Raw genomic sequence first — 25,346 nt, 5'->3', positions numbered from 1 at the left:
CCAGCCGCGCGGCAGCGATAACCAGAGCACTGTGACGCCTTCTTATGTTGAAGCTGCGTTTGAATCGCCGATTCTTTTCTAGAGCAGTTTTTAATTTTCTCATTGATGACTTATAGATCACGGCACTGCGACGGCCTACTTTGGCCCAAATCAAACGATCCCGACGCTTTCATGGGGCTCGAATCGCTAAATAGTCTTTGCGCGCAGGCTTGGGTTGACGCCCAAACATGTCGAACCGAGGTGACGTTCGGCGAGCCAGCAGACACCCTCGCACTCGCGACGCGCCTCGAACGGGCATATACGTCGCAGGACCGGATTGTGATGTGTACGCGTCATGGCGACTGGGCATACAACACCTGGCAAGACAATGAGTATCCCCTAGGTATCTTAAGACGCACTGCCTGGCATGCATGGCTTGCTGGTGAACCGGTTTGGGAAACAGTTTTGGATGTTGGCGCGATTGACCTGAACGTGTCCGATATAGAAGACATCCATTGGACGCTGGCTAGCTACACTTTATTGCACCCCGACCACAACCGCGCCTTGATCAAGTTCTCTCGTGGCGGGTCCGACGCGTGCGTAGTACGCGAATTCGATGTTGAAGCAAATCGTTTCATAGATGACGGCTTCAATATTCCCAACGTCGGGAAACATTTCATTTCATGGATCAGTTGCGACGCTGTCTACGTAAGTTGGGATGACAGCCTCGATGACGCAGAAGACGCGGTCACAACTTCAGGCTTACCGCGACAATCGCGTCTCTGGACCCGCGGTACGCGTCTCGCCGATGCACCCGTCGCGTTTGAGGGCGCAAAAAGCGATATGGTTGCGGTTGCCTTCTATGACCCGGCTGCGAAGTTGCGTTTTGCATTTCGCAACTTGACGTTCTACGAAACGCTGCACTATTGGCTTGACGAAACAACAGGTTGCTGGAGGCAATATGACCTGCCGGCACACGCTGAAATTGATCATTGGAACCGCTGGCTTATCGTCACGCTGCGCAAACAATGGACCGTTAACGGGAAGCGCCATGATGCAGGTTCGCTGCTCGTCATCCTCCGAGACACTTTCCTTGCCGGAGGGCAAGACTTTACAGAGCTATTCGTACCGTCCGATCGCAGAGTGCTCGCCGGAATCGATCATACAAAACATTGGCTCGTCGTCTCCCAAAAGGACAATGGTAGGCCGCACATAACGTTGATGCGCCCGCCAGTCGACTGCAACGCTTCGTGGGAATGGCGCGATTTTTCCATACCAGAAGCGGGTCAGATGTCCGTGCGCGCAGTCGACGGCAAGCGGGACGATACGGTCTTAATTCAAGTCGAACATTTTTTGACACCTCCTACGCTCTACCATGCCGACGTCGCCAACAACGCGCCCTGCCAACTGCTAGCGCAGTCGCCCGCCCAGTTCAACGCGAACGGAATGTCAGCCGTGCGCCATCATGCTATTGCGCCGGACGGCGAACGCATCCCATACTGGCTGATCGGCCACAATGTGGAAACATACACCGCTGCCCGCCCTTGCCTGCTTTATGGCTACGGCGGCTTCGAAATAGCACTCGATCCGCAGTACGATGCGACGACAGGCATCGCGTGGCTTGAGCGCGGCGGCTTGTATGCGGTCGCCAACATTCGCGGCGGCGGCGAGTTTGGACCAGCCTGGCATCAGGCGGCGTTGCGCAAGAACCGACAAGTGGCATTCGACGATTTCATTGCGGTCGCGCAGGAGCTGATTCACTCGAATGTCACGTCGCCGAAGCAGCTTGCGATTCGCGGTGCCAGTAACGGCGGCCTACTGGTGGCGGCATGCATGGTGCAGCGACCCGATCTTTTCGGTGCTGTGCTGTCGGAAATGCCAGTACTCGACATGGCGCGTTTTCACTTGCTACTGCAAGGCGCATTGTGGATTGACGAATATGGGGATCCCAATAAAAATGACGACCTCAGCAATTTGTTGTCCTATTCGCCCTATCAAAATGTGAAAGCTGATGTCATATATCCGCCGGCACTCTTCACGTCATCGACGAGCGATGACCGCGTGCATCCGGCTCATGCGCGTAAGATGGTGGCAAAGATGCAGGCGCAAGGGCACAGCAACGTTTGGTATCGAGAAGTGGATGAAGGAGGACACGGCGCGGGAGTGACACCTGTACAGATCGCGCGCAGTGAAGCGATCAACTTTGAATTTTTTCGCAAAATGATTGGGCGTCTTGAGGGGTGATTCCACGCAGCATGGAGCCCTCCGCAAACAGGTTTTGGTGAGAGTCAATACTTTCCTGCCCAACAGTCCCTTTTGACGTAGATACCGTGGTCTAGCAAAGGCAGAACAATCGTCACTTCGAGGGAAAGGAGTCTTTGCTGTCGCCGACGATACTCTGTTCCTGCTGTAGCGCGCAGACATAGCGTTGCAACTATCTAACTGTCGCGCGAGCGCTATACTCGGCGTCATTTCCCATTTTGCAACCAGTTGCTCCACTTCTAGTGATAGCCCGGAATGCGCACCGGTTTCAACGCCAATGACGCCGACAGCAGGCCGACGGCTCCCATAAGAAGTCTGCTGCAACGCTGAGAGATATGACGATTTTAGAGCCTTGGGGCTGGGCTATACAAAGCCTTCTCAGCATTCCATCCGACAGTTCGACATTAACGGGCTGCAGTCCTCGATGACGTATTGGCGCTCTCGGACATTTCAATGACAAGTCCGAGAAGCGTCTGATTGATGTTATCGCCTTCATCGCGTAGCTTAGTTCCTTTAACTCGCAACAATATAGGCATGACAACCCACGATCTCATAACGACCATCTTGGCGTGGCTGATTCTCGGGCATGGGCCCGGCCATAATACCGGCTATGTAGAGCATTCCTTTGAGCAGTGCAGCATGTGCGGTAACTCTAACCCTTTTGCTATCCACGCTAAGGCGTTGGCGTCGAACGTCATACCTCCTGCACCCCGCAAAAGCGCAAGGTTTTCCGAAACAACATCCAACTTAATCAGTTCCACACTCTGGTCAAGCGCGGGAATAGCGTCAATGAGGATTTTTTCTGGGCCAGCGGAGTTGAGGCAAAACATCGAACCATGGACCAAGTTGCAATTTCAAGAGTTAGGCAGCACCTTGACGATTACGAATCCAACCGACTACCCAGTGAGGATGGCTCCATTCATTGTGCTACTTCCAAGTAGACGGATAGTTGTACTACCGAAGCCCTACATAAATGCGGGTGAGTCAATGCGCCTAAAAAATACAACCGCCGGCTTACGAACCGAGTTGGTTCTTATTCAACCAGAAACCCGCAAAGGCCCCCCGCATGCCCAATATGCAATGCCGGTAAAGCACACAGATTTGGACTGAGAGAACTCTTAGGCGAACTGTCGCCGCCGATTTATGAAGTCAGTTCGAATTGCAGATACACACACTTGCGTCAAAAAGCTTACTCGCAAAGCGGGCGCTCCGTGGCCCAACGCGTCACCAGACCGTCGAGTTTTCTACCGTGAGAAGTAATCCATCGTGGTCTTCCGACGCTCGCCTGTTCTTCGTCGGATATCCACCACGCCGGTCGCGCTCTTTGCTTGAACTCAACCAGTGGTCAAAAAAAAGCCGCCCAAGGCGGCTTAAGGAGGGCTTGCTTCGCCCTCAAGGTCGGGGATCACAAACTGCTCCGCAATTGCTTGACCGTTCAGATCAGGCATGCTGTTGATACAGACGCGAAGCGGATACTACTTTATGAATATTCTGCTTGGCGGACAATTGGACTCGTACGAATTTCAGCCTTGTCTGACACAAAGGTATTCCCAACAATTCATGTAATTGCTTTGCTGACGCTGAAAGTTCGTCGAAGCCTATGCGTTGATTTTCTCGCGCCAAATCATTACGTCGAATATTCGCCGTATCAAGAAGCGCCCGTTGGAAGCTCGCGCCCGCGGCTCCGATCGGAACATCTGCCCGCGATCACGCCCTGTTTCTGAAGCGCGCAGATGTATCGCTGGAGGTATTCGGCTTTTCTACGTGCGTCGTTGTCCGCATCGTCAACTATTCCGAAAAGAGCCGTTCCAACCGCTGGTGATAACTCGGCGTAGCGACGCGTTCCATCGCCCACGCCGCCGGCGGCACTGCTTGAATTTGCGGCACTGCTACGGCGTTCTGCGTCCGCGATTGCGATGCGCAACCGACGAGTGCCGTCAGCAACAGCATCGCGATTTTTGGCGTTATCATCTTCATGAGATGCAAGCTCCTTAGAGAAACGTTTGTCGAGTGCTGCGATTTGCGCGGCCGCTGCGTTATGCGCGGCGATCGATTCGCTTGCGGCCTTGGCCGCAACATCAGATACCGCACTGAGCTTTTGCGCATTCGCTTCGTTATCGCGTGCATGCGCAGCCTGCTCGAGAACGAGTTGAGCGTTGTCGAACGCGTGCATCGCCGTCGCACCGATTACGACGCCAAAGACCAGACGGAGAGTTACGTCGCTGAAAGTTGAGGACACGAGTCCTTTCCTCGCTTAAGAATTTCAATGCGATATCGACTGACGGGCTCCAACAGAGAAGCTCGCGTCAGTGAAGTTCAAGCGATAGCTGCATCCGCCGATCGGACGCGGCAATCAGCGGTTACATCACGCGTCTTTTGTGTACGACGCGCCAGCTATTGCGTCGATATCGAAAGGTAAGGCTGTATCGTCACTACAAACTGGCACCTGCCAGGTACGCTCCACAGCTTCCAGCCAAAGTTCACGCGCGACGCCCACGCTCCCCAACGCTTTACGGCATAAAACTGCCACGCGGTTGTACCGTCAAGATTTCCCGCCACCGCGAAGTACCATCCCGTACGCGGCGGAGCAACGTTCATCGGCAGCGTGCCGAACGTGGACAGAGTCGCGTCTTCTGTCGCGGTGAACCCAAGAACTTCAAGGTCGAACCCGTAAGAAGGATTGCGCCACAGCCAAACAACCCGGTTAACATACTGCCGCCAGCCCCGCTGTGGCCCAGGAAAGGGGGCAAGGTTTTTCTTAAAATTTTCGTCGCCGTCTAAGGAATTATCAGGTGTCTGGAACCATCGCAACCAACGCGGCAAAGTATTACTACCGAGGGCAAATAACGGTAGCACGGGTGCCATAAGGCACGCTATTAATACAACGCACAGGCTGACGAACGCAAGACCGAGCCAGCGCATGATCATCAAAGCAATACTGCGCGCCTCGCCGGAGCGATCGGCGGAAGGTCTGGGCATCCTCGACGTTGGAAGGCCTCGCCGCAACGTGCGCACTATCGACCGGATTCGATTCAGACTCCTCATTTACAGTTCCTTTTCACAAAGTGCACGCTCCTCAGCGCGCCGTTTTACAAGGCCAGGAAGCACCCGGCCTCTTGAACTCACCCATTGAGCGCGCCCGTCGTCTGATTCATTCATCGCCCGGCAAGCGCCCCTCCAGTCACGCTCATTGAATCGTTTCGCGGTTGTGCTTTTGCAGTAGGCTGTGCCGCCTATGTTGTAGGCAAAGCTGACCGCGGCTGCGAGTTGATTCGGATGGTCCTTCAATTCTGGCGTACACCGAAGCACATTATCGGCATGCTTCATGAGTTGGCGGTTCAACGACTCCCAGCACTCGGCCGAACTGTACGACTGACCGACAACGACGTTGTGCGTGTCGCCGCTGCATTTCGTCGCGATACCCACAGGATCGAGGTAACCGCGATGCACAACCCCTTCAAAGCGAGGCACGATGCAATACAGCGTCGTCGCGGCCACGGTGCCGGCTATGCCCGCGAGCGCTGCTCTCCCAAGGTTTGCCATTCAATGATCTCCAGAAACAACAAAGCCCCGACTGCCGATGGCAAGCGGGGCTCCGTTCATATTTATGCGAATCAGGCGTGAGCCGACTCGCGTTCGCGCGCGCGTTGGTCGCGCCGATCTTTTCTCCAGGCGAACACGAAACTAGCGCCAATGTAGGCAAGCGTCGCCACCGCTACCCACCAATTGATATCGTGATTATTCAGCCACAGCCAAAAGTTTCCACCAATGACGGGCATCGCTTTTGCCGCGCTTGCGGTTACATCGTCTTTCATTGCATCTCCACTAATCACCACATAAGTGTCGTCTGCGTGCTTTGATGTGCGATCCTTTCGCAGAGGCTTAATTGCTCCTCAATCGCGCTAGCCACTTCCTGGCGCGCGTGAATGGACGAAAAAAAAGCCGCACGAGGCGGCTTAAAGAGGGCTTGAAAATGGCCCTCAGGGTCGAGGATCACAAACTACTCCGCAATTGCCCGTCCATTCGGACGAGCAACGCCGTTACCAATACGTGCGGAGCGCTATCACTTTAAGCGTGTTGTGCTCCTTGAACAATGTGACGCGTACGAATTCTGAGCTTGCACGCCACACAGCAGACAGCCGACCGATCACACGCGATAGCTTTGCTATCGCTAAATCCGGTTGAAGCACGTAGCACGCAAATTCGTGCCTGCCAGATCGGCACCCTGAAGATTTGCCTTGTAAAGACACGCGCCATCCAGGTCCGCGCCGCTTAGGTCAGCTCCGCGCAAGTCAGCATCGGACAGATCCGCGCTGCGCAGACATGCTCCACTCAGATTCGCGCCCTCAAGCGCAGCTCGCACAAGAATCGCACCCCGCAAATCAGCCTCACGCAGGTCCGCGCATGTGAGCTTTGCTCCAGTGAAGTCGACATCGCAAAGCGAGGCGTTCGCGAGCTTCACATTCACGAGCGGCGCACTGCCCCGATGCTCGCCGCCAAGATCTGCGTGACTTAAATTCCTGTTCGCGGCTTGACTGAGATCGTCAGCAAGGTTGTCGCTCTGCGTGGTTAGAATCACCGCGCCGGTATGACGGTTTTTGATCTCAGTGCCACGCTTCCATGACGTGTCGCTGCGAATTGCGCCGTCGAGGTTCGCGCCCTCAAGCATCGCGCCGCTCAGGTTGCAATCGCGCAAATCAGCCCCTTTCAAGTCAGCTCCGTACAAGTTAGCGCCCATCAAATCCGCGCCACGCAATACAGCCCCAGCCATCTTGGCATTGACCAAATTAGCGCCGCACAGAACGGCACCGCTCAATTGCGCGCCAACGAGCACTGCCTCCTCTAGATCGGCACTGCGCATATCGGCTTGTTCAATCGTAGCTCGTTCCAGATTCGCCCCCACCAGATTTGCGTCGGCCAGGCGCGCTGCGCGCAACTGCGAATCTGATAGCGGAGCGCCACTAAATATTGTTGTTTTACCCAGGTCGATATGGCTGAGATCACGCTTTTTGGAAACAGCCTCACGCAGCGAATCTCGGAATTTATCGTCGGTTTGCGTGAGGACCAGTTCGCCCGTTCGGCGATTCTTATAGTCGAAACCTTTGTTCCAAGGTAGAAGTCCCCACTTGGTCTCGTTCGCTTGCATCCGCGTCAATCCTTTTCGTATCGCATGCCAGGCCCGGCTTCACTCGGAAACCAGGCGCTTGAATGACGGCTATTGAAGTCGCCAGATGGCGAGGGGATCGCATAGATCGCCCGGACCCAGCAATATCCTGAACGGCGCTCGGCTACCCGCATCCGTGCGGAGCCAATTTCGCCGTATAGGTTGCCCCTGGCGTCAGCGAACTTGTCCGTCTCACCTAGGCGAACCTCAACACGCCATTGCAGTGTGTTGGTTGCGCCTTCGAGCTCGCAGTCGATTATCAACGCTCTACGATCACGGCCCAGGCGCAGGTCCTTGATTGAGACCAATCCATTGAGCGTCCGGCTCACCTCAGCCACCTCCGACAAGCGACCGTCCCACACCTCGGCCTGAACGCGCGCTGTGTAGTTGCCGGGCTTTAAGTCGTGCACGACCCACTCGCACTTCGTGTTTGCAAGCCGCTCTTTCTTTACTTCGTGACCCGACTCATGCCATTCAATCAGATGCTGCTTGGCGCTGGCCACCGCGCCCCACGATATCTTGGCCGACATTCTGGCACCGTAGTCCGCGAATGCTTCAAGGCGTAGGGCGCTTGGCGCGGCAATCGGCACATAAGCTTGATCGGTCTTGTCAGTCGCCGCCGCATTGTCGACGAGCGCGAACTTTTCTGGCGCATGCCGCGTCGCCGTGATCGTGAAAGACGTTCCGTCATGCGATTCGGATACACCGACCACGCGATACAACTGCCGTACCTCGGCTGCCGGCTGAATCGTCCAAGCCGCACCCCGAACAGGCGTCTTTGGAAGCGGCCCGCTAGGCATTACCTCGGTACCGTGTACGCTCTCAATCCCCACGCGATGAATGCTCGCATCCGGCATCATCAACGTAAGGTAACTCCCAGGAAGGGCCTCGACCTCCCGGTCCAGGATCACACGGCCTGTATCCGTCACAGCCTTAATTCGCCCACCTATCGAACGCTGCGAGCGCAACGGATCGGCAATCTCGATCACCTGTCCTGGAAGCGCAAGCGCTCCATCCAGACCGACACCGAATGTCACGGTGTCGGTCTCCAAGCGCGAGGTCTCAAGAAGCCAATGCCCAGCCCGTTGCGCCTGCGATCGGCTGGTACAGCCAAACGCTGTGATTTCTGCCGTGTTGTAACCGTATAGAGCGATGCCATCAAGGTCCTCGACGCTTTCAACGGCCCGCTGAAATCCGTTGTTCGGGTCACACCATGTGACCATCACCGCCGTGTAACGTGACTTCAGCGCGCTCCCGGTGTACTTGAACACCCCTTCCACGACATTGCTCGGGTTGTAAATATATGCCGGATCGCACGGCATGTCGGCCGACGTCAGCACACTGCCCGCGCTCCAGTAGGCAATGCCGCGAAATACGCTCGCAAGCTGTTGCAACAAGGCGAACGCGTGCGAACGTGTCGTGATGTAGCAATTGCAGGTGAACCGCGGCTCTGTGCCGCCGCCACTACTTGGAACCTCCTCGTCGCAGTACTTCGCAATCGCATATAACGCGAAGCGATCGACATGGGAATCCCGCAGCCAGGCACCAGCGCCGTAGCGGCCATTGAGAAGGAGATCTCGAAAGATCCATGCCGGATTGTCTGTCCACGCGCGCTTAAACTTCCCGGTCCACTCCTTGCCGTACTTGCGGCCGACCGGATCGTAGTTGTCCGGTACTTCAACCAGCAACCCCTTCACGTCGTATGAGCGGACTGGAATTCGGTCGAATTTATCGGAGGTGATGCGCATCGCCGCCACTGCGCTAGCGGGATATTTGAACTCGCCGGTTCGCTTTTTTGTGTAGCTCACTACATGTGCCGTACCGTGCTTCTTGCCGACACTTTTATCTTGATCGATCTCGTCCGCACGCGAGATCTCCAGCACAAAGCGCGCACCTCCGACCAGCTCTACTGGAAACGTAAATGTCTTGCTATAGCTCTGGCAGATCCCCGTGATCTCTTTAGTCTCAACTTTGGGTGCCGGAACGTTCTTGCGTGCCGGATCGTACGACGGTGCAAACTGAAGTTTGATCGTCGCGTTGGTGTGCCCCTTATTCGAATCCCACCACAGATCATTCACCTGGACAGTAACATCCACCTCATCCACGTCCGGCTCTGCGACCTCGATCTTACAGGGCGTGAATTGCGTGACCTTGATTTTCTTTCCGTCCTTAAAAGCGTCGGCCAGACGACGTTGAAGCTCGACGCCCACTTGCACCTCACTTGAGGCCGCCGTGACCCACTTGATGGCGTCCTGCTGAGCCTTCCCCTCGACAAAATCAAATTTTTCAACTTCGAAATTCAAGCTCCCGTCGTCATTTTCGACTCGAACGCCGTCCAGATACACAGAGCGACGCTGAACAGCTTTAGCGGGAAATGGTCCAACGTTGTTGGCCAATCCCTCTATCTCTCCTTCCGAAATAAGATCGACAATGGTGCAGCAAAGGCGACTGTTGATAACCGTCTTCTCTTGCCCTTCAATGCCGCCTGACGTCTGCGTCGCGACCGGCGCAATGTCCTGCTCGGCCGCACGCGCCGGAGCATCGATGGCCTGGATGTCCGCACTGATCACTGTTGATCCAACGCGCATGCGCCCGTATAGCAAAGGCACCGGACCACCTTGAGCGACGACGTTCTGGATGCCTGGCATCCCGTGTTGACTTACCGGGCTCGGAGTCGGCGTCTGCGGCGAGAGCATCTGCGCAATTCCCCCCAGCGCCAAGGAGCCGCCCATGAGCATCATGTCGATGCCGAATTTATTGCTCGGGATGAGCCACATCGAGGCGGCCCCGGCGGCGGCAAGCGCCACGCCTGCGATCGTCTGGAATATCCCGCCGGCCTTACTGCCCGCAATCACCGGAGCGATGCGGATCGGCTCGCCACCCGAGGGCCAATCGAGCTGCGTCTTATCCACATTGCGCTGGCCCACGAACACCGCATAACGCACGCCCCGCTGACCGCTTTTGACGAGCTCCTGCCAGAATCCGGGAACCATCGTGCTGAGCGCTCGCACGGCATCGCGAGGAGAACGCACGACATAGGCGTGGTCGCGACCGAACTTGGCCCCCAGACTCCCATAGAGCCTGATTGGGCGGACTACATCTTCCAATTAATCGTCTCCCGGTGACGCAGCACATGCGTCACGTGTTTGCGGTAACGGGGCAGCGGCTCACGTCGCGAGAGCTGACCCCAAAGGTGATGCAGTATCTCGTCGTTCCCAAGATAGACTGCGGCGTGGTTGGGCACGCCGTATCGGCTCGCAATCGCCATAAGTAGGACGTCGCCCGTATGCAAGCTTGCACTGAGCTCAATGTTCGCGAAGCCCGCCGCTTCGTAGTTGTCCAGGTACAGCGAGCGGGCGGGATCGATCCACCACTTCCCGGAGCGTTCGAAGTCCGGCAGATCAAGGTCGAGCGCTGCGCGGTAATAACGTCGCACGACGCCATAACAATCATGTGTGCCGTGCACGAAGCGCGCACCGATGAGCGGCGCGGTGGCAGTCGCTTGAGCGATTGCTTGCGCCGTAAATTGGTGAAGGCGGCCTGCCTGAGCGGCGCCGCCCTCGCCGCGTTCAACGCTTTGGATGAGCCACACCGGAACGCCTGACGTCCCACATGCAAACAGGTCATCAAGGCTTGGCAGAGCACTCGCATCAGGATGCGAATGAACGATGGCCTGCGCGCATCCCAAGTCTTCTGCGCAAGCGTACTCGGCCGCTGAAATGGAGAAGTGCTCGGACGGAAGATTTGAAACATTGGCGCACGGCAGGTAATCGCCGTTCACGATTAGCCCGCACGATTCGTTCGGATAACACGCGAGCGCGTGCTCCTGAATCGCCGCACGCGTCCGATCAGCAAGCATCACTTATCCGCCGCGCGTGAGCGCGCCATCCACGCCTGCAGCCGGAAAGCCACCAAAAGGCAGCGGGTTTTTCTTGAAGCGCGCACGGCAGCACGACAATCGCCCACCGCACATATCCTCTTCCGGCTTCTTCGTCTCGATGTTGTTGCGCGTGAAGTAAGGTGGTCCCGTGTACCCGCATTCAGCACCGCGATACTGCCATTGGCACACCGCACTGATAATCTGGCGTGCAGGCAGTTTGCGCCCCGACAGATCCAAGGGTGAACTCAAAGAGAATTCGACCACCGCCGCCGTTTCAAGCGTCTTTTGCTCAATTAGCCACACCTCGACGGGCATCTCGGCATGCGGGTCGGCTTGCGCGCTATCGTCAAGATACTGCGCAAGCGTTCTGCGCCGCCGCACCGGCGCGCCCACGAGATCGGCAAATCGCTCGCATAGTCTGGAAATCGCGCCGTCGAGATTGGCGACGCTCAGCGTAGGCGTGGGTTGTGCGGCGTCACCCGTTCGTCCAAAGCCCATAATCTGCACGGGAAATGCGTGATACTGCTGCCCTTGCCATTTAATTAGGCCACCGTGCTGATGCGCGTGAAACCGCAGAACTTCACCGCCTCGGCTTGTCAGATCGAGCTCGAATAAATTGATTAGCGCACCCGGCTCCAGCCGCTGCACGTCCGCACGTGCCGCATTGATCACTTCACTCATGCGTCAAAGACCTCCTTGAATGTCACGCTCAATGCGTAAAGATCGCCGGCGAGCGCGCGCGTTTGCACGCCCTGCTGAGCGTCGACCCTGAACAGACCACGCGTGCTTAATGGCGGTGTCCAGTAAAAGGCTTCGGTACCGCGCGTGGCATTGAGAAACGCGCGGATTGCGCCGATTTCTTGCCCGTCACCAACAAACCGAAGCGGCCACGACTCCGTGACGTTACGCACGCCGTCGGCCACCGCCTGGCTGTAGCCGTCGCCGAACTGCACCGTGCGCACTCGAATGTGCGTGGTTCCCTCCGCATCAACAGAAGGTGACCAGGTAAAGGTGCGATGCATAGCTGAGACTCTCACGCGAGCAACCCCTGCGACATCAAATAACCGACTCCGCCCTGGCCGCCCATCTTGCGCGCAAGCTTCTGGTCGAAGAACACCCCCACCCATTCCTGCAGCGCACGAAGGTCGTGATCGCTTAGACTCGAGCCTCCATGATGGTGAACAGCCAGGTGAACCTGTGCGCCCTCCGATCGTGCCGCGACCGCGCTCGACCCACCCGCGAGGCCGCCCGAGGAGAAATGCGCCAAGTGATTGGAATTGATTGCCTCGAGCAGCGCATGATGCTGACGTGCCGAGGCGGCGTTCACCACGTACTCTCCGTCGGACAACATCGCAGGAATGCTGTCGCTTGTGCCCGTGCCCGGCCCGGAGATGGATCCGCCCTGTGCGCGGTGGGGCAGTAGCTTCAGAAGCTGCGCAATCACCTCTGTGGTCGGTGACCGATCTATGAGACTTGCAATAATTCCACCCATTGCCTGGTGCAATGCAAGCTTCGAGAGATCGGCGAGCGCACTGGCGACAAACTCTCTCACACCGAGCTTGCCCGTTGTCACGAACTTCGTCACCGCGTCTTCCATCCGGCTCATGACGTTGACCACCGCGTGGCGTGCAGTTTCCGCGTGAGCTTGCGTGTCCTTGAAGAACTCCGCCATGCCGCGGCTTGCACCTTCGAGCCAATCGGTTTGGCGACCCCTGAGCTCCGCGTAATACCGGTCATGGTTCGCGATCGATTCGACGAGACTCGCTTGAACATCAGCCACCGCTCGTCTATACCCATCGCTGTTTAATACCTCTGAGCTTGCGCTCATTCGCAACTCATCAAGCTCGCGTTGGTGCTTGCGCGTGATTTCGTTCAGATCAGCTTGCTCGTCTCGGCGCAATGGATCCGCGTCGCGCCCGATGAGCGCGCGCGCGTAACGGCCAGCTTGCTCCTCACCGTACTCGCGCAGGCTCTCACGCGCATGCAGCGCCTGCACGGCGATCTTCGCTGTCGCCTCGCGCAGCTTCAATTCTTTCTCCATGCCGATATTCCGCTCGAGCTGTAATCGAATCGCTGATTGGGCGTGCCCGAGACTTTGTTCTTCCCTATTCGCGGCGTGCGTCTTTAATGCGGCCATCTTCTCGTTGAATCGCGCCAGCTCCTTTTGCGCGTCGCTAAGCTTGTCGGTCGTCGACATCTGCGCCCGAAGCGCAGCAGCCTGCTCACGAAGCCGGTCGAGATAACGCCTTGCGGCATCATCTGTGTGCGACGCCCGGACCTGGGCCTTTGGCGCATGGTAGAGCGACTCATTGTGAGCAATCGTCTTCTTCAGATCTGCATCGAGCCGTGCCCCAAGCTCGCGAAGCTCCTGATGACTCTTGCCGGCCGCTCTGGCGACGCCCAGGATCGCATCTTTGGCTGCGCGTGCGCTGGCGTTCGCATCGTCAAGCTTTTCCTTCCACGAGCGCACTGACTTCATCTCTTCGTCGTGATGCGCCATCATGGATGCCAACGTGTCGACACTCTTCTTGTGCGAGTCTGCTTTAGATGCTTGGTCAAGCAGAGCATGTTTGCGGCGCTCAAGCGCCGCGATCTCCCTTTCGATCGCCTCCGTGTTCGTCCCGAACGGATTAGCGTCGGCGTCATACAGCATGCCTCGCTGGGAAGCAATCGCATCCTGCAACTTCGCGAGCTCATCTACCTTGCCTGTGACGCCCCGCCAAAAACGCTCCCACCGTTGGCCAAGCGTCTCGTAGCTATCCGTCATTGCCTTGTTGTCGGACACGACGGCTTCTCGCGCGCGTTGGCTCGCCGCTTGTACGAACTGCGCCCATGCGCCCGCTTTGTCGCCGGATTGTTCGACTGTACGGATCTGCTCGATCTGCGCCTGGCTCAGGTCGTGGTGCGTGTCAGCCCAATTCCGCGCGGCTTGAGCAGCATGTCCATACGACTGCTCGAATTGACGCACTACGTCCTCTGTCGAGTGCCCCGAGACCTTTGCATAGGCCGCCACACCCTCGGCAACTTGCAAGAGATCTGCCGCAGCGACGCGCCCGGATTGCGCGAGACTCATCAACGCCTGGCGCGCGTCGTTCGTCGAAACACCTACACGACTCGAGAGGGTGTCGGAGTAGACCAGTAACTTGCCCTGGGTGAGCGCTGCATAGTTGCCAGAAAGAACCATCGCATGATCGAGCTTCTCTTGCTGCTCGCTCAGTGCGTGAATGGCATGATAGGCAACGTACGCGCTTGCACCCAGGGCGCCTAAGGCGATGCCAGCCGGCCCACACAGCATCGGCAAGACATCGATGCGCTCGCCGAGCACCATGAGCGAGCCCATGAAATTCTTCCAAGTGCCTTGCATGGCTTCGTGCCCAAGCACAAACAATTCGCGCCGAGCGGCGGCCGACCCGGCTCCCAGATGATGCATGGCGCGCGAGGCAGCTTCAGCCTTCGCAATCAATGGCTCCGCAGACGCAGCAATGCCAAGGTTTGCTGCCTTCAATCGCATTAAATCGAAACGCGTCTTGCCCGCGGTCTCGGCCACCTTTTGAAAGCCCTTCACCGCAGCGTTGACCTGACGCACGCTCGCCGCAGCGCCGTTACTGGCCGCCTCTTCTAACGCACGCGCAACCACCGAGCTGCTCACGGCCATGTCTTTCTGACAAGCCTCGAAGGTTCGCGCGCTTGCTTGTTGATCAGCGACGAAACCCTTGCTCGCGCGTTTCACTCGCTCCATGCCTGCTTCGAAACCAGACGCATCGGCGCTGATACGAGTGACGACCTCATTAGCCACAGCCTGCCTCCTTCAACTTCTGCTCAACGACCTCCGCCATCTTTCGAGCCGCCTCTGACTTCTTGGCGTCGAACGCGGGACGCATGAACGGCTGCGCAGGCGTTCGCGAACTACCAAACTCGATGTCGTGAATGCCGCGCGCGACTGTGCGCTTCGTCAACGGCACTGCGTTTCGCTTGCCCAGTTCCACAAAACGCCCATAAAAGGCGTCCGCGCTCCAGGTGACGATGTAGGAGGCAAGCTTGCCGGGCACTGATTCCTCTTGATCGTATGCAATAAGAAGATGGTCTCGCAGGAATCCAGGCGAATGGGGTCGGCCGAAACGCTTGCCGATGCGATCGCCTACTGGCGCGCGCCGTTTCGCTTCTTCATGAATCACGCGAGCGCCGCACACCGCCGCCTGGCGGAGCGTGCTTTCACTTACCGCGTCATCGAGCTTAGCGAACATGTCAGTCAACGCCTCAAGATTCTCAACACGATAGTTTTTACTCACCCTCGAGCACCTCCCCGTTGCGCACGACGAGGCGCTTTGCGCCAGAGCGTTTGGCTGCGTCCAGATTGACACCAAACGTGTCGGCCACAATCTCCTCGGCGCTGCGCCCACTAGGCTTTGAATGCTCGCGGCTCCAACCAGACCAAGGCGTAAACTCCGCCGCCGACGCGAGCGGTGCTTCCTTGCCACGATGGATGTTGTACAACAGACTCATAAGTGTGCCGGCCCGCAGATCTTCAATGTGGCCGCCCCATGGTTCGAGTTCGAACAGCGCCACCCAATCCGAATATTCGGCACTGAACACCTCGAGCTTGGCGCGCCGCACCGACATGCCCAATGCCATAGCAATGCGCATCCACATCAGTTTCCGCGGGCTGGCTTTCAGTTTTTTGTGGCTTCCTCCTGGGCGCGGTTACCGAGACCGTTCAGCCGCATCGCGATCTGCGCGAGTTCTTCGAGGAGCGGCTTGCGCCCCGCACGAAGCGCTTCAATGTCGTCTCCGCTGAACAGCGGCTCACCTCCTTCATCAACCACGGTGGCGGCGATCAGCGTCGCTTCAAATGCGCTGTTTCCAGCGCGATCTTTAACGCTGTCGTAAAGCGCGTCGCGCGCCGCGCCCGTGAGCTCGCGAAAGCGTACTCGCTCACCTCCGAGTGCCACGACGTTCTCATCGACGATATTGGGCTGAAGAGCCGATAAAATTTGTTCTCGTTGCATGTCAGGCCTCTTTAGATTGGTTCTGCGAATGAGATAAACTGACGTTAGATAGAGCCTTACCGTGAATTCGGCTTTTTACCGAACGTAATCTCGATCTCGCCGCTCACCTCCAGGTTGACGGAGCTGGTCAGCATCTGATCGACCTTCGCCGCGATCGGGAAATCCTTCACATGCGCATTAAACTTGATTTCCGTTCCTTCCGACAAAGTGAGCTTAAACTCAAGCAGCGTTCCGTTTTTCCTTGCGTTGAACAATGCCTGATGCGACTTCTCGGTCATATTCACGTGAAGCGCGAGCGTCACTTGCCCCCAATCCTGCATACCGCGCTTCTTCTCTCGACCGGTGCTATTCAAACGCGTAACGTCAACCAGGTTTGCCGAACCCGTGAAGCTTGAGATGTCGGTGAAGTTTGCTACTTCGGCAAACGAAGCGTTGTCACCGCTCGGGTCCTTGTACTCCAGCTTGGTGCCTTGCGATGGAACTGCGGTCGACTGCTGCTTATTCGAGTCGTTATCTGCGCCAAAAATATCTTCCGGCGTGGTTTTCTCTGCCATTGCTTTTACTCCGTTATTCAAAAATCGTCGCGGCGGTCCTACCATCACGTTCTACTAAAACTTGCTCCAGATACTCACATCAAGATGACTTCCAAAAAGCCGGGTCTCGCGCTCAAAGACATCCTCAGGTGCGCCTAGAGGCACCGCGCCAACCGTAGGGTTGACGATGGCCCACACGACTTGATGCATCAGCTTCGTGCGACCATCGGACGTGGTATCCCACACGGATATCTGCACTCGCGCACGGACAACGCCCAAAGGTTTGCCGCTCAGACCGACGGGAAAACGTCCGCCGGCCACCTGATAAACGATCCACGGAGGGCTAACATCGTCATCCACAACGTCTTCGAACACACGCCCGTCGGCCAGACGCGCGAGCGCATTACGAACGATTTTCCCGGCGCTCATCGGTGACGCAGATAAGTTGGATATACTCGCGCTGATCAACATCCGGCTGCACTTGCTCAATGCGCATGACGAGGCCATCAACCGTCAAGCGCATGCCCTGCCGGATGGCCTTGCAAGCTATCCGGCTATACCGAATACGCACGCTTGCTCGCGTAATGCTGATGGGCGCATCGGCCGCAATGATCTCCTTGCCGCTTTGCATAATCACAAACGCGCGCGTCTTGATTACAAGCTCCCACGCGATCGATTCACGATTTGGATCTCGTACACGGCGCTCGATGCGCACGGTCCGATTGAACACTCCTGCCGGCATCAGAATCTCGATGGCACGCAAATCGGCGCGAGCAGCACGTCGGCATAACCACCCGGCATCTCGCCGATGGCTTGTCCCCGTGCAAATAGTTCGCGATGGTCATATGCCCATGCGGCCGCCAGAAGCATCCACGAACGCACCGATGGATAGCGCGACAGGTCAATGCCCGCTTGGTAGGTGATCAAGACCGTGCTGGCATCGGGCCAGGCGCGATTGGCCTTGGGCGCGAGAAGCGTCTCACGACCCAGCTGCACAACCTCATAGGTATTGCTATCCAGCGTTGTCAACTCTTCCGAAGCAATGCGCGATTGCACGCTTTCGACGGTTAGGACCTGACCAATCGACAACGGGAATTCGCCCTGCGGAAAGCTAGCAAAACGCTCGACGTACCGCGCGTGGCGAATCGCAGCGCCGGACTTACTCTCTGCTGCCTGCCGCGCGCTTGGGATCACAATTCGCTCAATGAAATCGCGTTCATCCTCGTCATCGATTCGGCATTGCGCAGCGACATCTTCGAACGTCAGTGGTTCAGCGTCGTCCAGATATTGAACCAGCACGGTGGTCATTTAATTTATCGAGCGCCGAGCTCTTATACGCCCCAACGTACGCCAGTGAGCACGGCAATCGATTCGACGTGGCGCGGACCAAAGTCGTTCTTGGCGATCACTCGGATTAACGTCTGGTCACGTTGAAAAGCGCTGACTACCTGACCATCCGAATCTTTGTAGGTGGCCTCCTTGCTGTAGTCGATCTCAAGCGAATCTTCTTCGCCGATGAACAGGTCGCCGAAGTCAGCAAAGTAGATCTCCGACGCATTGGTCTTATCGGCCGACTTGCCATCAGGATCGCCATTAATCGGAACTTGCGTCGTCCGCCCGACCGGATAACCCTTTAACATGCCATTGTCGAGCTCCGGATAGACCCTATTACCGGTTTCGTTGCGCAAGCTCGTCAGAAACCGGAACACGCGGGGCGCCATGATCCATCCCGGCGTGATCATGTTTGCGTCCGCACCCTCGAGTGCCAGAATTACCTTATTCAAGTCGATGTCGACTTTCTGCACGGACGACCCGTCACTTGCGGCGATCTTGTTTGTCTGAACTGCCCAGTGACGGAGGCCCTTCGGCGTGTTCGAATTTCCGTCGTCGAGAATGAATGCTTTATCCTCTCGAGAGCCGATAGCACTGGTCAAGTCACTAACAACGATCTGGTCGACGTTTGGGTTCACGCCCGCATACTTGAGCAGATCGTTTGCGATCGGCACCAGCGCGGCAAGCTTCTTCGCCGTAAGCTTCAAGTCGTCAAACTGCTGTTGCGCGGCCGGGATATCCGTATCTGCGCCGATATAGCCGACTACAGCACCGCCCTTCAAGCGTGGAATCGTGATGTTGCCGTTCGACAGCGGCAGCGTACGTGCTCCGAGCTTACGAACGACGGACTTCGGACGCAGCAGCTCGATCACTTCGCTCGAGAGGTTTGTTGGCACGAGAACGCCGCCTGCGCTCGACGTGAGCGTGTTAAGCGACATGGCGACGTCTTCACCAAAGCCGCGCTCCACCGCCAACTTTGAAGCCAACTGTGTGTCGCCACGCGCAGCGGCCAACGCGCGCACCATACGCGCCACCTTCGCGCCTTTCACCTCTGGCATCTTCGGCTGCGCCGGAACGCTCGGTGCCCCACCGCTTGCCACCGCTGCTGGCGTCGGATCGATTGCAACTGCCGCCGCGGCCGCCATGCGCTCGGCCATCTCTGCGCGGTCGATCTGGGCGGTGATCTCGCTGAACTTCGTACTTAAACTATCAAATTCGGCATGTTGCTCGGCGGACAGCGCAACGCCTCCCGCTTCGATTGCGGCAAGCGCTTGGACCTGCTGGTTAACGTTCGCGCGTTCGCGGCGAAGTTCGTTGATATTCAAAATCGATCTCCAATAAAAAAACCGCCCGAAGGCGGCGGTACTCGTTCAGCCGCGAACGCGCTGACGTGAAAAACTCGTGTGTGTCAGTAGGTACTTCGCATGCTCATCGCAGCGGCCTGCGCGGCAACACTTCGCCGTGAAGCCGTGCTCACCTTGAGCTCGCCACGCGAGGCCCGTATCTCTGCGGCTATCCGATTCACAGCAGACTGAGGCGTTTCGATACTGTCGGCCAGTCCCGCCTCTACGCCCTGCTTGCCAAAGAAAATTCCCGCCTGCGTGTCTTTGACCGCCTGAGTGGCGAGGCCTCGGAAGTTCGCGATCGCATCGACGAACTGCGCGTAGTTTGTTTGCACTACGCTAGTTAGATGCTGGAGTGACTGGTCACTCAATGGCTCGTGGGGCGTGAGATCGTTCTTGCGGTCGCCAGCGAACACCGAGGTAACCTTGATGCCCTGCTGCTCGTCGCGCTTGGACATGTCCAAGTGCTTGGCGATTACGCCGATCGAACCGACGCCAGAGCTTTGACTGACGATCACGTTCGACGCGGCCGCCGCGATCAGGTAGCCGCCCGAGAACGCGGAGAAATTAACGATCGACGTGATCGGCTTCACTCTCGTGGCAGCACGGACGTCGTTGGCTAACTCGAACGCACCCGTCGCGCTGCCGCCGTTGCTGTCGATGTCAAGAATGATGTGCTCGACCGCGGGATCGCTGACAGCCTGGTTCAGCGACGCGCGCAGTCCTTCATAGCTCGTCATCGGCTCACAGGGGTTCATGTGCGCCGAGCGCGATACAAGGATGCCGGCGACCGGAATGATGTCCAGACCAGTATCGGCAACCACTGCGCGTCGGCGCTCGGATGCCGCCGCCATTTGCGCGCCGCCCCCAAAGTCGCCGTCTTCCGTGACTTTCGGCTGCGTACCGTGCACGCTCAAATTCACGATATTCAGATGCAGGGCCTGACTAGCCCATTGGACCGCCAGCGACATCATGTGATCACTAACGAGTTGCGGCTGATTGAAAATTAGGCTCGCGAGTTTGAGATGTGGCTTCAAGACAGAATCCTTTCGACGTCTGCAACTTGCGCTTTAGTGGGCTTAGCTTGGCTCGGTGGCATGGGCAGCGGCTTGGATGCGTCCACCATATTGAGCGGGCTCAAATAGGTATCTCCCCCGTCCACTGGCGGCATGTTCTCCAAGCGCCGGATGTCGTTGCTTGACAGCCAGCCCCATTGACGCCCGACCGCATAAGCTGCGTACCGCGACGCCTGATCACCCCGTAGCAGCCCTGCCAGGTTGTATTCGATGAAGTACCGCTTGCGCTCGGACGGCAGCAGCAAATCACGCGTTTTCGCCTGCTCGTGCCGCTTGACCCATGGCAACAAGGTATAGATCACAAACTGAATCTCCTGATGCTCGATGTTACTGAACGTGGCCCGCTCAAGTTCGTTCACCATGTGCGCCGGAATCTTATAGATCCGCGCGATGTCGAGCGCGGAAAGCCGCAACGCATCGATCAAAGCCGCGTCAACGTTAGTCATCGACAGCGGCTTAAAGGTCATGCCCTCCTGCAGGAGCGCGACCTTCTTGGCATTGCCTGAGCCTGCGAACTTCGCGTTCCAACTGTCGGTAATGCGATCGACACCTGCCTGATCCTTAATGGGCGGGCTTGCACTCGGTCGCTCAATCACGCCGGAGAGCACCGTGCCATTCAGAAACGACCTTCCCGCATACTGCTGTATCGCCTGAGAATGCCCAATCGCATTCGCATGGAGCATGATTGGGGACTGCCCTGTATAACTATCGAGCGTGATCCAGCGAACATGATGGATCAGGCGCTGGGGCATCGGCTCCCCGCCAAAGGCGATGTAAAAAGGCTTGAGATCCCCACCGCGCTTAACTACCACCGATTCGCTTGGCATCGGATAGAGCCCCCGAACGACCCCATCGCAGTCGCGATCAATAAAGCTATAACTATTGCCGCAAAGTCCGACGGCAAGCTGCGACTGCTCTTGGTACTCGAACGGGGTTTGCCACGGGTTCGGTTCGTACTTCAGTATTGAATACAACGGATGATTAACGGCCGGCTTCCTATCATCGCCAGATCGCTCATACAGCTCGATCGGCAACTGCGCAATGCTTTCGGCCAACAAGGTGACGCAGGCCTGCAGCACCGTGAGTGATAGCGCGCTTTGCTTGGTAACGGTCTGGCCCGACTCGGAGCGCACGCTACCCAGAAGCGACGAGATCCATCCGCCTAACCCTGTCTGCGAGAGACCAGCGCTAGGCAATAGATGCTTGCTAAAAAACACTACCTACTCCTTTGCCTGCGCCGCCTGCCCGATGCGAGCCGCGGCACGGTCGGCAAGGTATGCCCAGAACAAAAGGAGCAGTCCCGCCACGATAAATCCCGCTGGCACGCTTAAGAGTGCCACACCGATAACAAGCAGTCCGAAGCCGACCAATCCAGCGATCCAGCCAGCAAGTCCAATCACACTCAAACGCCTACCCCTTGGTCGTAAACGGAACCACCGTACAACGCTGGGGGATTAAGTGCCATCAGCGTCACGGCGTTAAACAGCGCCATCAACGGATCGATCTTTGCTGATCCGCTGGCTTGCTTCGTTATATTGACAGCGTTCCCGACCGGTACGACGCGCGCGTTACCTACACACCACGCCATTAACGGCTGACCGCCATGCATCAGCACGCCGTCAGGCACAACGTCATCTGCGCTCACTCTGGTGTTTCCCGCAACAGCGAGGCGCCGCTCAGCGGTTTTGATCGCGCCGGAGAGCTTCCAGCCCTGCGAGATACCAATCACCTTGTCTTCGGGAATACCGAGCTCGGCGAGTGCATCAAGCACGCTGCCTACACCGGCCGGGTCAGCGCCGACCTTGTCGAGCAGCCCGGCCTGATAGATCGTGGAAACGATGTCGGCAACATCTCGCACGTCATCGCCAATCTGCGAGACCATCGTCAAGTCACCCGCAGCCTCGAAATCGTGCAGCCGCGGCGCGATCTCCTTTCGACGATCGAGGACGGACGGATGCGCCCACGCGTGCGTCCAGGCAAGCCAGTTGCGCGTTTGTCTTTCGCGCCCGATCACAGCAAGCCCCAATAAGTCATCTAGTCCGCCGCCGTCAATTCCGACGTCGATCACCTCGCTTCGCTCGATCACCTCTTCAAGCGTGATGCCAGGCGCGCGCGCAGCGTTTTCCCAGAAATCCGCGCCCGCCCATCGATCGGAGCGCAAGTTCAGGCCTATCTCGACGTTCAGATGCTTCGCAACGAACTGCTGAAAGCTGCCGTCCGTCTTGTGCTGGATCTTGCGTAGCTGGTCCTTGAGCCACTCGGCGCTGACTGAGCGCCCAATGTTGGGGTTCGTGACATAGAAGTTCGCCGGGTCGAGATAGCCTTTCGATGCAATCAGTTTTGCGGGAAACTCATAAAGCACGCCCAACGACTTGCGATCAACTATCTTTCCGTCGCGCACGTCGCGGTAATAGTTGAGCTTTTCGCGAAACACACCCGCCGGCGGCTCGTCGCTCTGCGTGGTCAGGATGACGACCCATCCCTCGTCGCGCGAGATCTGACCGCCCGTCGCCTCCATAAACATGCTTTCAGCGTTCGACTTCTTGCCGAACAACCAGTGCTCGTCGATGAGGATGCGCCCCGATTTCTTGCCGGAAACCGTGTCAGTATCGGCAGCGACGACCTTCAACGACGCACGCGTCACGCGATGTGTGATGGTTCGAACATGGTCTTGCACGTGAAACAAGGCCGACAATTCATCATCGGCTCGAACCATGCCCGCGGCCGGTTTAAAGCTGTTGTCAGCGACTTCCTTCGTGGGCGCCAGGATCAGATGCTCTTCCTCTTCACGCCAGCAGCGAATAACGGCCGTCAACATGATCCCGGCAGCGATCGTCGACTTCGTGTTCTTTTTGCTGATAAGCAGAAAGAACTCGCGGATTAACTGCGCACCGCTCTGCGCGTCGTAGGCTCCGAAAATGGCAGAGACAAAGTCGAACACCCACTGCTCACTACATTCGCCGAACGTCGGTTTGCCCGGCAGATCGACAACGCGCAGCTCTTTGAAGATCGCCAGCGCCTGCTCTGCTTCATCAGGAAAGATCGGAGCCGGAATGATCGACCGCCCGTCGATCAAACGAGCTTCCCAATCGGGACAGGCTGTCGTCCACTCCATGCTCACACCTTCTTGCCGCCCGCCGCGACCAGCTTCGGCGGCGCTGCAGGTGCAAACTTGCTTGCTACCTTTTTAGCTGCTTCGTCACGCTGCTCCTTCTTGCCACCCTCGCCGAGCTTGTGGTGCACAAAAGGCATGAGTGCCTTCGCCGCGTCCACGCGCAATTTGAACTCGGTTTCACCATCGTTCATTGCTGCCATCAAGAAAGCTTTGGGATCACGAAATCTCATCAACTTGGCGATTTCGCAATCCGTCCGCGGCTTATCCGCCTGCTTCGCCGGCTCGCCGCCGCTCTGCTTCGCCCCATCCTCTACGCGGGCTGCCGCCAGATACAGCGCAACATCTTTGTCTTTGACAAGTCGCGCCCCAGCGGCGGATGCCGTTCTCGCGCTGTAGCCCGCGGCTACCGCCGCGTCCTTATTCGACCTGCCCGCCAACACGGCATCGGCGAACAGCCGCTTTTTGCCCGTCAGCGCCACAAATCACCTCCCCAGACCATCAGGCCAGCTTTAACATCTTTAACATCGTTTTAACATCGCTTTAACATCCCTCGAATTCGCTGGAAGGCCCGTCAGTCGGGAAGCTTCGCGATTTCAGCGCTTGTTAAAGCCTTTAACATTTTTCGTTGAAGGGCAATTTTTTCTGCGCGTGAGAGAACGCTCGGTGTCCGGACACAAAGATCCCAGACATTCAATACCCCCCACCCCTCGAGCCCTCACTTAACGTCCATACCGCCCTGCGGCTTCTGCCGCCGTCTTGCGCGCATGGCAGTCAACGCAGAGCAACTGCAGATTGGCGTCGTCGTTGCTGCCACCGGCTTCAAGTGGCACACGATGATCGACGTGATCGATATGCTCGTTCCACAATCGGCCGCAACGCGCGCAGCAAAAGCTGTCACGCGCGGCGATGCGCATGCGCGTCGTCATCCATCTGCGCCCGCGAATGCGCACCGTGGATCCAGCTTTCACGTCCAACAACGAGAGCCTATTGGCCTTCACGTTACTCAGTCGAGGCTTAAGGGTCCTCAGTCTCGCCATTCGCAGGTTGCAACACAGAGATGAATGAACTAGCCTCGAAGGAGGCTATCGCGCAAGACGCGCACCAATGCAAAGAGCCCACATGGTTTGAGCCATGCGGGCTTTGAAGACAGTGATACAGCCTATCGATTAAGGGCTGATTTTATATCAAAGTGTTCAATCAGCAGTAAAACTATTTTGTTCAATAATTCTTGAACACTTTTCGGACATGAAGCTCTCACTTGCACGGCGGATCGATTTGCTTAGCGATTCGGCGCGTGCCGCAAACCGCCGCGCGCGGTTGTAGATCGTGCCACGCGCACAGTTTTGCTCGCGTGCCAAAGCCTTAATGTTCGCGTTATACCAATAGATTCCAAGGAAGCACTCAGCGTCGTGAGCGTAATCGCCTTGTTCGCATAGTGCATGAATCGCCATATTGAAGAACGGCATCTCGGGATCTAAGAACGAGTCCGGCTCCTGCGCCACTGCCCGCCGCGTAGGTTGAAGACGTGCAAGCACGTTGGACTTCACATACGGCGCGAAAATGCGTCGCGTCAGGCACCACGCGACCCACCGATGGCTCTTGTCGTCAGCGGCGTTTCGCGCACCTTCATTCAAACCTTGTTCACTCATAGCCTCT

At 57.3% G+C, this 25,346-nt stretch carries 25 protein-coding genes; 1 reads left to right on the top strand and 24 read right to left on the bottom strand.

The genetic code is table 11. The features are described from left to right. The first annotated feature begins 171 nt into the window (after positions 1 to 171). Positions 172 to 2,223: a prolyl oligopeptidase family serine peptidase gene (locus tag NCT03_RS04720; RefSeq protein ID WP_350029999.1), complete on the top strand. Its 2,052-nt coding sequence runs from the start codon at positions 172 to 174 to the stop codon at positions 2,221 to 2,223. Positions 2,224 to 3,889: 1,666 nt separating this feature from the next. Here NCT03_RS04720 and NCT03_RS04715 read toward each other — a convergent pair. From NCT03_RS04715 to NCT03_RS04605, 24 genes are all read right to left on the bottom strand, one after another. Next, positions 3,890 to 4,480 (bottom strand): lysis system i-spanin subunit Rz, encoded by a 591-nt coding sequence (locus NCT03_RS04715; RefSeq protein ID WP_250492063.1) that lies wholly within the window; start codon positions 4,478 to 4,480, stop codon positions 3,890 to 3,892. Positions 4,481 to 4,635: 155 nt separating this feature from the next. Further along, the gene (locus NCT03_RS34360) at positions 4,636 to 5,163 is read right to left on the bottom strand and encodes a DUF7338 family protein (RefSeq protein ID WP_502800352.1); all 528 of its coding nucleotides are present in this window, start codon (positions 5,161 to 5,163) and stop codon (positions 4,636 to 4,638) included. A 123-nt stretch (positions 5,164 to 5,286) separates the two neighbouring features. Continuing rightward, positions 5,287 to 5,784 carry a lysozyme gene (locus tag NCT03_RS04710; RefSeq protein WP_250492062.1) on the bottom strand — a complete coding sequence of 166 codons (498 nt, stop codon included), beginning with the start codon at positions 5,782 to 5,784 and terminating at the stop codon, positions 5,287 to 5,289. A gap of 71 nt (positions 5,785 to 5,855) precedes the next feature. Then, a complete protein-coding gene (locus tag NCT03_RS04705) occupies positions 5,856 to 6,056 on the bottom strand; it encodes a hypothetical protein (protein WP_250464107.1) in 201 nt (66 codons plus the stop codon). A gap of 356 nt (positions 6,057 to 6,412) precedes the next feature. After that, positions 6,413 to 7,387 carry a pentapeptide repeat-containing protein gene (locus NCT03_RS04700; RefSeq protein ID WP_250464105.1) on the bottom strand — a complete coding sequence of 325 codons (975 nt, stop codon included), beginning with the start codon at positions 7,385 to 7,387 and terminating at the stop codon, positions 6,413 to 6,415. Positions 7,388 to 7,392: 5 nt separating this feature from the next. Further along, entirely contained in the window at positions 7,393 to 10,512 is a 3,120-nt protein-coding gene (locus NCT03_RS04695; RefSeq protein ID WP_250464103.1) for a phage tail protein, read from the bottom strand. Further along, positions 10,500 to 11,264: a C40 family peptidase gene (locus NCT03_RS04690; RefSeq protein WP_250464101.1), complete on the bottom strand. Its 765-nt coding sequence runs from the start codon at positions 11,262 to 11,264 to the stop codon at positions 10,500 to 10,502. Before NCT03_RS04690 ends, NCT03_RS04695 begins: the two co-directional genes overlap by 13 nt. 3 nt (positions 11,265 to 11,267) lie before the next feature. After that, positions 11,268 to 11,966 carry a phage minor tail protein L gene (locus NCT03_RS04685; RefSeq protein WP_250492061.1) on the bottom strand — a complete coding sequence of 233 codons (699 nt, stop codon included), beginning with the start codon at positions 11,964 to 11,966 and terminating at the stop codon, positions 11,268 to 11,270. After that, positions 11,963 to 12,307: a phage tail protein gene (locus tag NCT03_RS04680; protein WP_250492060.1), complete on the bottom strand. Its 345-nt coding sequence runs from the start codon at positions 12,305 to 12,307 to the stop codon at positions 11,963 to 11,965. Before NCT03_RS04680 ends, NCT03_RS04685 begins: the two co-directional genes overlap by 4 nt. Positions 12,308 to 12,318: 11 nt before the next feature. Further along, positions 12,319 to 15,081 (bottom strand): phage tail length tape measure family protein, encoded by a 2,763-nt coding sequence (locus tag NCT03_RS04675; protein ID WP_250492059.1) that lies wholly within the window; start codon positions 15,079 to 15,081, stop codon positions 12,319 to 12,321. After that, complete coding sequence (locus NCT03_RS04670) at positions 15,074 to 15,574, bottom strand: HK97-gp10 family putative phage morphogenesis protein (RefSeq protein ID WP_250464093.1); 501 nt, start codon at positions 15,572 to 15,574, stop codon at positions 15,074 to 15,076. Before NCT03_RS04670 ends, NCT03_RS04675 begins: the two co-directional genes overlap by 8 nt. After that, complete coding sequence (locus tag NCT03_RS04665) at positions 15,567 to 15,935, bottom strand: phage tail assembly protein T (RefSeq protein ID WP_250464091.1); 369 nt, start codon at positions 15,933 to 15,935, stop codon at positions 15,567 to 15,569. Before NCT03_RS04665 ends, NCT03_RS04670 begins: the two co-directional genes overlap by 8 nt. 20 nt (positions 15,936 to 15,955) lie before the next feature. Further along, the gene (locus NCT03_RS04660; RefSeq protein ID WP_250464089.1) at positions 15,956 to 16,291 is read right to left on the bottom strand and encodes a hypothetical protein; all 336 of its coding nucleotides are present in this window, start codon (positions 16,289 to 16,291) and stop codon (positions 15,956 to 15,958) included. Positions 16,292 to 16,347: 56 nt separating this feature from the next. Continuing rightward, positions 16,348 to 16,845 carry a phage tail tube protein gene (locus NCT03_RS04655; RefSeq protein WP_250464087.1) on the bottom strand — a complete coding sequence of 166 codons (498 nt, stop codon included), beginning with the start codon at positions 16,843 to 16,845 and terminating at the stop codon, positions 16,348 to 16,350. A 54-nt stretch (positions 16,846 to 16,899) separates the two neighbouring features. After that, positions 16,900 to 17,253: a tail completion protein gp17 gene (gene gp17 / locus NCT03_RS04650; RefSeq protein WP_250464085.1), complete on the bottom strand. Its 354-nt coding sequence runs from the start codon at positions 17,251 to 17,253 to the stop codon at positions 16,900 to 16,902. Beyond that, complete coding sequence (locus tag NCT03_RS04645; protein ID WP_250464083.1) at positions 17,228 to 17,566, bottom strand: phage head closure protein; 339 nt, start codon at positions 17,564 to 17,566, stop codon at positions 17,228 to 17,230. The genes gp17 and NCT03_RS04645 overlap by 26 nt, the downstream gene beginning before the upstream one ends. Continuing rightward, positions 17,566 to 18,132, bottom strand: coding sequence for a head-tail connector protein (locus NCT03_RS04640; RefSeq protein ID WP_250464081.1), 567 nt, complete (start codon positions 18,130 to 18,132; stop codon positions 17,566 to 17,568). The genes NCT03_RS04645 and NCT03_RS04640 overlap by 1 nt, the downstream gene beginning before the upstream one ends. Before the next feature lie 23 nt (positions 18,133 to 18,155). Continuing rightward, positions 18,156 to 19,481: a phage major capsid protein gene (locus tag NCT03_RS04635; protein ID WP_250492058.1), complete on the bottom strand. Its 1,326-nt coding sequence runs from the start codon at positions 19,479 to 19,481 to the stop codon at positions 18,156 to 18,158. A gap of 83 nt (positions 19,482 to 19,564) precedes the next feature. Continuing rightward, on the bottom strand, positions 19,565 to 20,536 hold the full coding sequence (locus NCT03_RS04630; protein ID WP_250492057.1) for a S49 family peptidase: 972 nt from the start codon (positions 20,534 to 20,536) through the stop codon (positions 19,565 to 19,567). Beyond that, positions 20,533 to 21,792 (bottom strand): phage portal protein, encoded by a 1,260-nt coding sequence (locus tag NCT03_RS04625; RefSeq protein WP_250464075.1) that lies wholly within the window; start codon positions 21,790 to 21,792, stop codon positions 20,533 to 20,535. The genes NCT03_RS04630 and NCT03_RS04625 overlap by 4 nt, the downstream gene beginning before the upstream one ends. Before the next feature lie 185 nt (positions 21,793 to 21,977). Further along, positions 21,978 to 23,690 carry a terminase large subunit gene (locus NCT03_RS04620; protein ID WP_250492056.1) on the bottom strand — a complete coding sequence of 571 codons (1,713 nt, stop codon included), beginning with the start codon at positions 23,688 to 23,690 and terminating at the stop codon, positions 21,978 to 21,980. Between the two features lie 2 nt (positions 23,691 to 23,692). Further along, positions 23,693 to 24,169, bottom strand: coding sequence for a terminase small subunit (locus tag NCT03_RS04615; protein ID WP_250464071.1), 477 nt, complete (start codon positions 24,167 to 24,169; stop codon positions 23,693 to 23,695). A gap of 240 nt (positions 24,170 to 24,409) precedes the next feature. Continuing rightward, positions 24,410 to 24,616, bottom strand: coding sequence for an HNH endonuclease (locus NCT03_RS04610; protein ID WP_250464070.1), 207 nt, complete (start codon positions 24,614 to 24,616; stop codon positions 24,410 to 24,412). 267 nt (positions 24,617 to 24,883) lie between these two features. Continuing rightward, positions 24,884 to 25,339, bottom strand: a complete 456-nt coding sequence (locus NCT03_RS04605) for a hypothetical protein (RefSeq protein ID WP_250492055.1) — start codon at positions 25,337 to 25,339, stop codon at positions 24,884 to 24,886. Positions 25,340 to 25,346: the final 7 nt, after the last annotated feature.

It is taken from the genome of Caballeronia sp. GAWG1-1, from assembly GCF_023631465.1.
Taxonomy (GTDB): Bacteria; Pseudomonadota; Gammaproteobacteria; order Burkholderiales; family Burkholderiaceae; genus Caballeronia.
The sequence above is the reverse complement of the archived record's forward strand: the minus strand, read 5'-3'. Positions and strand labels throughout refer to the sequence as shown.